The 11769-nt window shown below is 45.5% G+C and carries 9 protein-coding genes, 1 tRNA gene and 1 pseudogene; 6 read left to right on the top strand and 5 right to left on the bottom strand.

Translation table 11 applies throughout. From position 1 onward, the window contains the following. Positions 1 to 28 precede the first annotated feature (28 nt). The 4 genes and pseudogenes from A4R26_RS19565 to A4R26_RS19550 all read left to right on the top strand — a co-directional run bounded on the left by A4R26_RS19565 (position 29) and on the right by A4R26_RS19550 (position 2417). Positions 29 to 115, top strand: a tRNA-Ser gene (locus tag A4R26_RS19565). Positions 116 to 259: 144 nt separating this feature from the next. Beyond that, a pseudogene (locus tag A4R26_RS36105) lies at positions 260 to 406 on the top strand (GIY-YIG nuclease family protein); the annotation flags it as partial. Positions 407 to 677: 271 nt separating this feature from the next. Beyond that, positions 678 to 1190 (top strand): hypothetical protein, encoded by a 513-nt coding sequence (locus A4R26_RS19555; protein ID WP_133054737.1) that lies wholly within the window; start codon positions 678 to 680, stop codon positions 1188 to 1190. 144 nt (positions 1191 to 1334) lie between these two features. After that, positions 1335 to 2417 carry a fatty acid desaturase family protein gene (locus A4R26_RS19550; protein ID WP_081166923.1) on the top strand — a complete coding sequence of 361 codons (1083 nt, stop codon included), beginning with the start codon at positions 1335 to 1337 and terminating at the stop codon, positions 2415 to 2417. Here the strand turns inward: A4R26_RS19550 and A4R26_RS19545 are convergent. The 3 genes from A4R26_RS19545 to A4R26_RS19535 all read right to left on the bottom strand — a co-directional run bounded on the left by A4R26_RS19545 (position 2414) and on the right by A4R26_RS19535 (position 8221). After that, positions 2414 to 5140 (bottom strand): CHAT domain-containing protein, encoded by a 2727-nt coding sequence (locus A4R26_RS19545; RefSeq protein ID WP_081166919.1) that lies wholly within the window; start codon positions 5138 to 5140, stop codon positions 2414 to 2416. The two genes, A4R26_RS19550 and A4R26_RS19545, sit on opposite strands and share 4 nt — an antisense overlap. 45 nt (positions 5141 to 5185) lie before the next feature. Beyond that, on the bottom strand, positions 5186 to 7168 hold the full coding sequence (locus A4R26_RS19540) for a PKD domain-containing protein (protein WP_081166915.1): 1983 nt from the start codon (positions 7166 to 7168) through the stop codon (positions 5186 to 5188). 96 nt (positions 7169 to 7264) lie between these two features. Further along, positions 7265 to 8221, bottom strand: a complete 957-nt coding sequence (locus A4R26_RS19535; protein ID WP_133054736.1) for a hypothetical protein — start codon at positions 8219 to 8221, stop codon at positions 7265 to 7267. Positions 8222 to 8480: 259 nt separating this feature from the next. Between A4R26_RS19535 and A4R26_RS19530 the strand changes: the two genes are divergently transcribed. Together A4R26_RS19530 and A4R26_RS19525 are read left to right on the top strand one after the other, a co-directional pair. Beyond that, a complete protein-coding gene (locus tag A4R26_RS19530) occupies positions 8481 to 8987 on the top strand; it encodes an RNA polymerase sigma factor (RefSeq protein WP_341350288.1) in 507 nt (168 codons plus the stop codon). 7 nt (positions 8988 to 8994) lie between these two features. Continuing rightward, a complete protein-coding gene (locus A4R26_RS19525) occupies positions 8995 to 9726 on the top strand; it encodes a tetratricopeptide repeat protein (protein WP_081166905.1) in 732 nt (243 codons plus the stop codon). 92 nt (positions 9727 to 9818) lie between these two features. On the opposite strand, the gene A4R26_RS19520 is transcribed toward A4R26_RS19525, so the two are convergent. Both A4R26_RS19520 and A4R26_RS19515 read right to left on the bottom strand, forming a co-directional pair. Continuing rightward, positions 9819 to 10334 (bottom strand): hypothetical protein, encoded by a 516-nt coding sequence (locus A4R26_RS19520; RefSeq protein ID WP_081166901.1) that lies wholly within the window; start codon positions 10332 to 10334, stop codon positions 9819 to 9821. A gap of 47 nt (positions 10335 to 10381) precedes the next feature. Then, positions 10382 to 11542, bottom strand: coding sequence for a PepSY-associated TM helix domain-containing protein (locus tag A4R26_RS19515; RefSeq protein ID WP_242674960.1), 1161 nt, complete (start codon positions 11540 to 11542; stop codon positions 10382 to 10384). Positions 11543 to 11769 lie beyond the last annotated feature (227 nt).

Below are 11769 nucleotides of genomic sequence, written 5' to 3'. Positions count from 1 at the left end.
TTGCAGCGATTATAGAAAGATAATAAACAGAGAGGTGTCCGAGTGGTTGAAGGAGCACGCCTGGAAAGTGTGTATACGGGAAACCGTATCGAGGGTTCGAATCCCTTCCTCTCTGCAAAAAGGCTTAAAATTTGGTTTAAGGCATAGTAACTAATAAATAAAAACTATGCTATGCAACCTGGAAGATTTTATGTGTATGTCCTTCAAAGTTTGAAGGACTTTTCTTTTTATATAGGCCCAATGTGATGATTTAGACAGGCGTATGTCAAAACATTTCGATGGCTTTAGTAAATATACAGCTTCGAAAAGGCCTTTAAGGTTAGTATATTTTGAAATATCTCCCGGCAGGAGCGAGGCAATAAAAAGGGAAAAGACATTAAGAATAAAAAGAGTCGCAATTACATAGAAAATCTTATCGCATGCTGGCGAAACTCATGGTGCCAGCAGGCTGCAAAATGATTACCCCTTTGTTCATACTTTGGTTTTGCCTCTGCAATTAACATCCTTCCTCTCTGCTTTTTGCCCTTTATTAATTGACCGCTAATTTCATAAGCGCGAGGAAAAAATTAGCGCTTATTCAACATTTATTTAAAGGCCGTCTCCCTATGTTTGTAAAAATATGGAGGCGGCCTTTTGTTTTTAGGACGGCCGGTATTTCAACCCTTAACATGAAAAATATGCTGAGAACGATTTCACTTGTTTTTCTGCTTTTCATTTTTCAGCCGGCCATTCAGGCCCAAACCGATGACGACTATTGGGCCACCTGGAATCAAAACTACCCCGAAACAGATATTAAGGAACTACTTGCCGCAGAAAGAAAATATGCCGACAGCATTGAAAAGCATCCTGAAATAGCGCCCTATTATTTTCGCACGGGAAAATACCGGTTCATAGCGGAATATACCGGCGAAACGCGGAAGGCCGATACCGCGGTTTTGGGTTCTGTAAAACGCGTACATAAAATGAAGGGCGGCGACCCTGCACAGATCGACAACCTGGTAAAATCGGATGTATTATTTAAAGTGGGAGCGGTAAAATTATGGATGCCCGTTCAGCAGCGGATCTTAGAGGCAATGAAGCAGGAAGCAAAAAAGGGCGACAGCTTAATGCTGTATTGCGCTTTCTTTAATGAGCATACCAGTAAAAAGAAACTGTATACTATTTTTCTGATCTCGGAATTTAGCCGGTAATAGCCGGGATAAAGAAGAGCGCCTTCAGGTCGGCGATCTGAAGGCTTTTTTATTTTAAGCATTTTACGTACTTTAACTATTTATATTGGTACGGACCCTGAAATAAAAGGTATCTTTAATCGTTTTTTTAACAAAATCGCTTAAATGTCAAAAGTCGTTTTCAATAATAAGAATGCAGTTTTTTTTCAATCATTGAAAATGGCTATAGACGGCTACTTCAAAGAAAATAATTTAAAAAAGACCGGTAATTGGACGTTGTATTCGAAAACGATCATTCTGATTACAGCCTGCACCGCATTATATCTTACCGCTATTTGCTTTTCACTGCCTGTATTGGCCACAATTTTAATAGGAAGCGTTTTGGGCGTTTTATGCGCCTGTATAGGATTTAACGTAATGCATGATGCCAACCATGGCAGCTATTCTTCCAAAAACTGGGTAAATGATACCCTTGGTTTAACATTGAATGCCCTCGGTGGAAATAGTTTTATCTGGCGGCATAAACATAACATCATTCATCATACCTATCCAAATGTAGACGGAATAGATGACGATATTGCCAAATCGCCCTTTATCAGAATGTGCAGTAGTCAGCCATGGGTACCTATGCATCGGATTCAGCATATTTATACCCCGTTCCTGTACGCCGTCAGCTCCATGATCTGGATCCTGTTCCAGGACTTTCAAAAATATTTCCGGCGCAAAGTGCATAATACCGATCTGCAGAAAATGAAAACATCGGACCATATCATTTTCTGGATCAGTAAGGTGCTGTACATATTCTTTTATATTGTACTGCCCATGTTACTTACCGACTGGCAACAAGGCCTGGTGTTTTTTATCAGTTTGCATATTGGACAGGGTTTTACACTGGCCATCGTATTCCAGCTGGCTCACGTGGTGGAAGAAACGGAGTTCACATTTGCGCCTTTGAATGAAACAACGGTTATAGAAAATGAATGGGCCATTCACCAGTTGAAAACCACCTCCAACTTTTCGCCCAATAATAAACTGATCACCTGGTTTGCCGGTGGATTGAATTACCAGGTAGAGCACCATCTTTTCCCTCGCATCAGCCATATTCATTATCCGGCAATGAGTAAAATAGTTAAAAGCAAATGCGAAGAGTATAACATCCCTTATAATTGCATTCCTTCATTGAATCTTGCGGTAAAGTCACATTTTCGCTTTATCAAATTATTGGGAAGAAAGCCAGCCGTTGCTTAGCGCCTGATGTTTTTCTTCTTTCTCCTGTATAGATACCATACAGCCGGTATTAACAGCAGCAGGCATAGCCAATAATACCACTTGCTGGTTTGAACCGCAGGTAGGGAAAGTTGCTGCAAATGACCGCTATAAATAAACCCTGCCCAGTAGTACGGCAATTGCAACATGGGATTTTTGTCTTCCTGCTGCAGCCATTGTTTTTTGGCATTGTGCAATGCCATAGCAATATTGGGTTGCTGCGGTAGCTGCTCATAGAACTGCTGCATAAGGGCAATGGCGGTTTTGTCGTTCACGTTCCATAACCCTGCAATTACCCCGCCGGCGCCTGCGGCTGTAAAGCCCCGGCCAATGCTATTGAGCCCTTCGCCTTCCAGTAATAAACCGTCGGCTGTTTTGCATGCACTCAGCACAACCAGTGCCGGTGCAAAATGTTTATACCTGAGATCGAATAAATAAAAAGGTTTATCATATAGCTGCAGGTAGGGCGCCGCATCAGCTGCGGAGGACACACCATGAGCGCTGATATGCAATATGCCCGTTGAACCGGTTATGTTGTTGAACGCCTTCCAGGTAGCGGTAGCGTTTGAATAATAACGGCCGGCGATCTTCCTGCTTAGCGAATGGTATTCTTCATCGATGGAAAGCGCCGCCTGGTTGGTATGTTCGCCTTTTGAAACAAAAAAGCCGGTGAATGCTGCCGTATGGTATTGCGCTGTTTGCTGGGTGAACCAGGTTGCCAGGGAATAAGCCTGTGATAAAGAAACCTGTTTTACCAGGTAAGGCCATTGGCTGATATTGTTTTTATAAGCCGGGTCAGTAACCAATGCATCAAAAGGAAGGTAGTTGAACATGCCATCGGGGATCAGCACATAATGCCGGTTGTTCAACCAAATACGGTCTTTGAATATCGAATTGTATATATAATGACATTCCTTATAAAAATTACGCGGTTCATTCATCATGGCCGAAGGGCCGGCGGCAAACCAGCGTTGCATAAATTGAAGAATTTGATCGTGTAGTTCATGGCCTGCATCGATTACCTGTACCGATTGTATTCCCTGGTTGTTCAACTCAACGATAAAACTACTGTCGCTACCGGCTACAAACTCAAGCATGGTCACCTGCGGCGGTATATGTTGAAGAATGTTCGCTATAGATGCTGATGACAGGGTGTTTGTATCGCTGTCATTGGCGGCGGTCTTTTTTATTTTTTTATTGAGCAGGGATAGGTCGTATTCCGCCTGTTGTAGTAAGGTGTTTAAATTGTTTTTGGTTTTAGCATGTAACAATTCATGCTGGTAATACAGAATGGCCTGCTGCAACTGTTTCGCGCGCCGTAATAACGTATCGGCATTGGCAGGCATGGTTGCTTCCAATCGCAGCTGCCGTTCATCTAACAACACCTGCGCCCGCGACATTTCGGAAATGAGTACGAGTTGTTCAGGAAATTTTTTGTCGGAAGAAGTAACCCAAAGGTTATAGGCGAGTTTAATAGCCGATTCAACGCGCGCCCGGTTAACTGTTATTTCCTTCAGCTTCGATTCGGTATAAAAGAATGCTTTTCTAAGCCTTCCGGTTGCCTCAAACGCCGTTATATATTCCTGCAGCGCTGTTTCTGGTTGCTGTAATTGTACAAAAGCCGTAGCCTTTCCGCACAATGCATCTACAAGCGTGTTCTCACTGTATAATAAATTATTTTGTGGTACTTCCTCTATGGAGGCCGGTTGCCAGGCCGGTATCATCAATTGCAGGGCCTGCTGGTAATGGGCAAGCGATTTCCTGGCCCGGCCACTCTTTACGTTTATATCTCCTAACAATACCTGCACTTTGGCTTTTTCGCGTTGGCGGGTGTGTGGAGAATGATGGTGGAAGAGCAGTAATGCCTGTTTTGCATATCCGGCGGCTTTCCCGAATTGCTGTTTCTGTAACGCGATCCTGGCGGCCACCTGTAAAGCGCCTGCATACCAGTATGCCGTTGTGGCATCCTGTTGGTGTTGCTGCAGTTTCTTTAAAGCAAGTGTGCAAACCGCTTCTGCCGAATCGTATTTGAGCTGTGCTGTTAAGATATCGGCATGGGTAGAAAGCAATAATCCATATATGGTTGTTTGCGGCGATGCATAACGAATACCTTCCCGGCAATAAGCGGTGGCCGTTGCCAGGTCGTCCTGCGACCGGCTGCAGATAGCCATATTGCTATAGGTAGCGGCAATGAGGTTTTTGTTGTTTGCCTTTTGTGCCAGCGCCATGGTCTTCTGATGAATGAACAGGGCGGTAGTATAATCGGCCAGTCGCGTATAATTATTACCAAGTGGTTTTAGAACAGTTTCAATAATATCTGCATCGGGCAGGGGGTACGATTCATAAAATGCCAGCGCCGTTTCATAAGCATTGATGGAAGCAATGATATTACCGGTTTGCAACTGGTAATACCCCTGAACTGATAACAGGTCGAACCAGGCCATTCGTTCGTAATAGGTTTTATAACTACGCCAGGCTTCCTGTTGTGATCGCATTAAAAAACCGATCCGTTCGGCAGGAGCCTGCTCAACATACATCATGCGCTCATAGATCCAGTAATCGAGTTCGTCTTTCTGGCGAAACTGGTTCAGCTTTTTAGTTAACGAAGGCGGAAGGGAAATGCTGTCGGAGAATGCATATCCGCGGGCAGCAGCTGCTAAACAAAAAAGAATAAGTATAACAACCTGCTGCAGGCAGCGGTTCATTGGGTGTAATTTGGCTAAAGATACTCAATTAGCCATTGAAGCCAGTTAAAACTTCCAGCTTGCATACAACATGATATGCTGATACGCTGGGTTGAAGTATTGATAAAAGCGAATGCCTGCGGCAGGCCCTGTTCTTACCAAACCCAATTGCGCATCTGCGAACAACGCGCCCCTGATAGTGGCAAAGGATTCATTTTGTTTGCCGCCTTCACCCACCAGTTCGCGGGTGCTGCCATTGGCGTCAACTACCAGCGCGCGTATATAACGGGTGGTATTACGGCTTATATCGGCCGATATAAGCGTGCCGATACCTGCAGAGGCAAACGAAGCGAGGTTATACCTGAACCCGAGCGGAACGGCCTCTATGGAAGCCACTTTTATCTTTTCATACGTATCGAGGTATCGTAATTTATAATCCGTACCATTGATAGTGGTATCAACACCCTGGCGGCGGCCAATGAACTGCTCCAGGTTTCGGTGCGATCGCAGCAACAACTCCCACTGGAAATATTTTTTGTAAGCGGCATATTCCGAAATGGTAATACCGAGGGTGTACTGCTGGTTGGCCATATTCGTTGGTATAGAGCCGAAGGAAGAACCAAACCCTGCAATGATCCCTGGTGAAATACCTTTTTTGAATTTACCGGTTGAGCGGTTGGTATAAATGGGTTCATTTTTATCGAACACGATTGCCGCGCTGCTTTGGAATGGCAGCTTGTGCATTTTTTTACTAAAGCGAATGCGGTATTTGATATAGCCTTTGGTTGAGTCGGGGTCCGATACGCCGTCCTGCTGCGTACCCGGCAGATAAATGTTTTTGAAAACAAATTGAATACTGTCTTTCGTTACAACGGTATCGATACAACTCTGGTTGCCTGTAGCTGTTTTGCACCATACGCATTCGGGTTTCATGCCAACAACTTCCAGCGAAGCGGTATTCAGCAAACCGGGAATCGTAACGGTGACGGCTACTTTTTTCGCAGGTCCTTTCCCGGTGTTCTGAAACTGTACCTTATAGGTGTTCTCCCTGTTCTTACCGGTAAAACGGTAGTTGAGCTTTTTGTTCTTCAACATCATGCGGTTGGGATCGTGCGATGCCACCACCTGCATTTCAAGATTGAATTTTTCCATTTCCATCGAGGGGTCATCGGGAATAAACAACCCCGAAATGGTAACCACTGCATTGGTATCGCTGATCATTTCGGGCAGGGTGTTGATGGTAACGAACATAAATTGCTCTTCCCCCTTTTGTATGTTGTCGATCTTCCAGATCGAATGTTTGCGAAAGCTGTGCATTTCCTGTTTTACCTGCTGTATCATTTGCCTTCTGTCGATATCCGGCGCGCGGTTTAATGTAACGGTAAATAACCCGTTGCGTGTTGATTCCTGTTCCCTGATCATTTCGGGGTTGTTCATCAGGGCCAGCATGGTTTCAAAGGCAACCGGTTTTTCCTGGTGGTATGTGCGCGCATCTGACAGGTCGAAACAATTTTGACTGAATTGTTTTTCATTATACAACAGCATTACCGAACCGGTTACCGGGCCGGCGGTATGGCTGTTGTTGCGATAACCGATGAGCAGCACCATGTCTTCACCGGGTTTGGGCATTTGATTGGCCCTTATCTCGAGCGAGCCTTCGCCCGAGAAGAAAGAAGGCGGCTTGTGTGTGGCCAGGTTCGACCGGTTGTTCACGCGAACGCGGCGGGGCCGGGTGTTCGGCTTTTTGCCATCGTCATAGTTGTTGGTTGCATACAGGCGAACATCATAGCTGCCGGTATCTTGATATATGTGAACGGGCGCTTTTTCGAAGCTATAGCTGCCATCGCCAAACTCCCAGAAATAAGTATAGAAAGAAGCGGGCGCGCCGGCAATTTGCCTCAGTGGCCGAAGGGAGGCGTTGAACTTTACCTGGTTATTATCGATCTGCGGATCGATCTCTGCAGCGGCAGTATCGTTGGTTTGTGCTTTTACGGAACCTATCATACATAACAACAGCGTTGGCAGTAACAGGGGTTTGTATGATGTCATGGGTAGAAGAATTTTATAAATGTAATTAATTGTACTTAAAAAACCCGGCCGGCTGCTGGCCGGCCGGGAGCGTACGGATTAATTAAAAGCCCCGTTTTAGATGGTTGCGAGGAAAGCGTCTACTTCGGCCTGTGTTGCCTTGTGAACCGGCGCATCGATGTGCATGTTGGCGCCAATGGTTATCGATTGTGTACCGAACTGAATGAACCCGTCGCTGTCTTTTCCGAGAATGATAAGGTCGGCCTGTAATCCTATTGGTAATGAGTTCTGATACGATTGAAATTTCTGTGACGTATAATCAAATGGCAAGGTGATCACCGTTGCAATATTTTTGAAAACAAGCATTACCTGCAGATCGCTTACCTGGTTATTATCCTGGAAAGCCGGTAAGGCTGTGATGGTGGTTTTTGGATTGGGATCGCTGTAGAAACGATCGCAGTTAACCCAGCTAAAAGACGGCAGTGAAAAAGTATAGCTGTTTGGACCATTGCCAAAAGGATAATAAGGAGCGGGTACCCAGGTATAAGGACTTTCCTGCTGGTTGCCGCCTGATGCGCCGCCGCCCTGTTGTCTTCTTTCCTGGATGAACAGCCCCATGTCGCCGTTGTTCATTACTTTGGGAATTTCAACCTGAGCGCCTTTGTCCTGAAGTTTTGGATTTACCTGCAGTTCAGCGCCATCCTTCTGCGCCTTCACAAGAATTTCTCCGCCCGATTCAAGTAGCTGTCCGTTCGATTCGGTCATAACACCGGAGAACAATACATCTTTTTTGCTCAGTACCTCTTTCAGGGTAACGGTTACGGTTCCGCTTACCACATTGCCTGCGCCGTCGACGAAAGCGTTGGGAGCAAACGTTACTTTGGTCCCTTTTTCACCGGTTATCGTAAACCCGGCATCTGCGTTACCGGTAAATGATTGTTGTTTGATGGCATGTGCTGCCAGCACATCATCGGCCTTTGCATAATTGGGTGGTGTGCCTTTATCTTTTTTGCAGGCGGTCATTGTTGCAAGAGCTGTTGTCAATATCGCGGCTGATAATAAAGTAGCTTTCATGATGATTAGTTTTTTGATATGGGCCTACTCTTTCAGGGCTTTTCGGCTTCCGCCCGTTGTTGTTTCATAAGTATATCAACGGGTGTGTTTTTTTGTTACCCCCTTTTCCTGAAATTTTTTCCGATCATTTTTTATACTCTATATTTGAAGGGGGTAACTGTAAAGCGGAGGCATGATTCTCATTCACTTATAACCATTTTCTATAGCTACCGTAATTCATACCGACCAGCGCTATATAACCGCCCTGCTTCATAATGATGTGGTAATTGTGCGGGAGATCTACACGAAATATGCCGCCAGAGTGAAACATTATATTATGGCCAACAACGGTGACGCCGATGATGCGGCCGATATTTTTCAGGAGGCTTTAATTGATATCTATAACCAGGCAAAAAACAAACAACTGCAGCTTACCTGTCCGTTCGAACCCTTTCTTTTACTGATCTGTAAAAGAAAATGGTTAAATCTTTTGAAAAAAAGAGGGCGCGAACCGGTAACAAATGACGCTGACGATGTATCTATAGGAGAAGATGTTTTTGCCCTGGCCGAACAAATGCAGCAAAGCGACCGGCGCCTGCAGGTGTTTTTGCAGTGTTTTGAAAAACTGGGTGATGGCTGTAAAGAAATTATCAGGAAATGTCTTGGCGGAGAAGAGCTGGCATCGATAGCGGAACAATTGAAAGTTACGTACGGGTACTTACGTAAGAAGAAGAGCGAATGTATGGCGGCATTGACAAAAATGATCCATTCACAATTACCCGAATGATTAATTTATGAACACGTTCAATGACATAGCAAGGTATGCCGAAGGCGATATGACGGCCGATGAGCGTGCCGCTTTTGAAACAGTGCTGGCATCGGATGAATCGTTACAACGCCAGCTGGCGGTATACCGCGAAGTGCATGGTTCGCTGCAGCAGCATTTCAGCGCCGATGCGCAGCGCGATCAATTGCAGGGCACCCTGCAAACCTTGCGGGGCGAATTCTTTGGCGATACCCGGCAACCGGCCAACGTAGTTTCCATTAAACGTTGGCTGCGTGGCGCCGTAGCAGTAGCCGCGGTATTGATTGCGGTCGTGTTCATATGGCAGCCCTGGAAACCGGGATTGTTCAGAGAGTATGCAGATACCACTATGGTAGCGCCGGCCGAGCGCGGCGAGGGCGAAGCCGATCTGTTGCAAAAAGCGGTAACGGCATTCAATAATAAAGAATTCGCGGAGGCCGCAAACTTATTACAGCAGGTAAGGCAGCAGGATACTACCAGTAGCTATGTAAATTTTTACCTGGGAATATCTTTGTTGCAAACCGGCCGCATTGCTGAAGCAAGGAACATCTTCAATAATTTGTACGAAGGGCAATCGGCGTTTAAATTTGACGCTGCGTGGTACCAGGCGCTTGGTTATTTAAAGGAAGATAACAAAGCGATGAGCAAAGAATGGCTGCAGAAAATTCCTGCCGATGCATCCGGCTATAATAAAGCGCAGGAGCTATTACGGAAATTATAATTCTTCATTTTATGAAAGGCGACGGTGGTGCCGGTCTGGAGTTATTATTGCTAAAGAAAGATGGCCGATTCCCCGGTCATTGGTTTTCTATATCAAGCGCGTAACCATTTTGTCATATGCGGGTAGGAAGATATGTTCAGGCGGCGGGCGTTTTTTTCATTTACCGTTAGCCCGATCCTTTCAAGCATTGACAAACCGATATAACTTTTCAGCCGGCAGCTGTCGGTAATATAATCACGGCCGCCCCTGTAACCCTGTTCGTGAAAAACAAAAAAAGGATCGATGCCTAAATGGATGCAGGCTGCATACGACCAGGCAATGGCCATTATCTCTTCCGATTCGCGGTCTTTTCTGCCGGGAATATTTCTTTCTGATAACCTGGGTCTGTCAATGGCAGGAACTACGGCAATGTGACCGGCTTCATGTAGAATATCACCGGGATGTTCCAGTGTTTCTTTATCGATAATGATCGTACCGTTATTGATCAAAAGCCCGGGGAGAAAACTTTTATTGCTGATCCTGCGGTAAGTGGTTTCAATGCCAATGTTATTGAGGAATTCAACGCATAGGTCCAGTAAAGCCGATTCGTCCTGTTCGTTATCTGCCATTAATATGATTTAACAAGCCGCAAACGGTGAATTTACGACAATTGCGGCTACGCCTCTACACTTTCTTCCTGCGGCACAGTTACGCGTACAGGCTTTTTAACGGCCTTTGCTTTCCTTTTCTTTCGTCCCACAAGGTAAATGAGCAGCCCGGTAATGGGCAGGCTAAAAGCGACAATAGCGGCTATCAACGCCAGGATCTGTGTTGGCCAGCCGTATAATTTGCCGGTATGAATGGGGTACACCATTCTGCGCACTTTGGCGCCCGTACTGGCATTTTTGAACATCGTTTCCTTTAATATGCGGCCCGTACCTTTTTCGAAGTACAATACATCGGCAATATTGTAAACCGAAGCCTCGTGGTTCAATTTATTGACGGTAATGGAAAGACTGTCTTTTTCGGGTAACAACATCGTTACCCGGCCTTTATAAGGCAGTCTGTTATTTGTTTGCTGGTATAACGATTCATAAAAACCGGCCGCTACAGGCTGTATAACGGTATTGGCCGGGGCCTCCGTTTTTTTCATGGGTTTGCCGTCGAACACCATGTAAATGGCATTGTTCATCCACTGGTACGACCACGTAAGGCCCGTAACTGAAATAACAAACAGAACGAGGTGAACATAGAAACCACCTACTGCGTGCAGGTCCCAGTTCAGGCGTTTCCATTTCGATTTCCAGGCTATACGGGTGCGTTGTTTCAAAATATGCCAGCGTTTGGGCCACCATAGAACAATACCCGAAATAACCATAAAAGCAAATATGAGACAGGAAGCGCCGGTAATGGCCTTACCCGTTTCATTCATACACAGGTGGCGGTGGAGGTTCAATACAACGCCGAAAAAGCGTTTGTTATAATTCAGGCCTTTGATCACTTTGCCGGTATATGGGTTCACGGCAATATGCCAGGGTTGCGTTTTACTCATTTTGGCATAGAACACCACCGAGCGGTCGGGCGCCTGGGTTTCTGCGTAAATACGTACGATCTTCAGCTTTGGGTTATATGCTGCGGCTGCATGCAACATGCTGTCGACAGTTACCCGCCGGGCATGCTGCGGTACCTTCACAAAATAGAAATCATGGTTGGCCCATTCGTCCAGCTCGTCTTCAAATACCAGCAAAATACCGGTACCTGCAACGATCAACACCACCAGCCCCGATGCCAGTCCTAACCATAAATGCAGTTTGCCAAAGATTTGTTTCAACGTCATTGCCTGGAAATTGTAAGAATAAAAAGAGTCCCGCCTCATGGCGGGACCCACTAATCAAAGCCTTAACATCTGGATGTACTGCGGCTGAATCCCGATGAATACAACCAGATATAAAGCTGCTATTTTGGTAAGACTATAAAAGGTCCACTAAAACCCGTAAACGGCAAAAAAATACGCATACTGTTTGACGGGGATAAATAAAACCCTTAGACAGCCCTAACTGTGTA

The sequence above is a fragment of the Niastella populi genome, from assembly GCF_002078015.1.
Lineage (GTDB): Bacteria > Bacteroidota > Bacteroidia > Chitinophagales > Chitinophagaceae > Niastella > Niastella populi.
This window is presented reverse-complemented; position numbering and strand designations above follow the sequence as displayed.

Bases quoted from the DNA above. Each gene is read 5' to 3' on its own strand.
- A4R26_RS19555 (WP_133054737.1), top strand. From the start codon at position 678: ATGCTGAGAACGATTTCACTTGTTTTTCTGCTTTTCATTTTTCAGCCG.
- A4R26_RS19550 (WP_081166923.1), top strand. From the start codon at position 1,335: ATGTCAAAAGTCGTTTTCAATAATAAGAATGCAGTTTTTTTTCAATCA.
- A4R26_RS19545 (WP_081166919.1), bottom strand. From the start codon at position 5,140: ATGAACCGCTGCCTGCAGCAGGTTGTTATACTTATTCTTTTTTGTTTA.
- A4R26_RS19540 (WP_081166915.1), bottom strand. From the start codon at position 7,168: ATGACATCATACAAACCCCTGTTACTGCCAACGCTGTTGTTATGTATG.
- A4R26_RS19535 (WP_133054736.1), bottom strand. From the start codon at position 8,221: ATGAAAGCTACTTTATTATCAGCCGCGATATTGACAACAGCTCTTGCA.
- A4R26_RS19525 (WP_081166905.1), top strand. From the start codon at position 8,995: ATGAACACGTTCAATGACATAGCAAGGTATGCCGAAGGCGATATGACG.
- A4R26_RS19520 (WP_081166901.1), bottom strand. From the start codon at position 10,334: ATGGCAGATAACGAACAGGACGAATCGGCTTTACTGGACCTATGCGTT.
- A4R26_RS19515 (WP_242674960.1), bottom strand. From the start codon at position 11,542: ATGACGTTGAAACAAATCTTTGGCAAACTGCATTTATGGTTAGGACTG.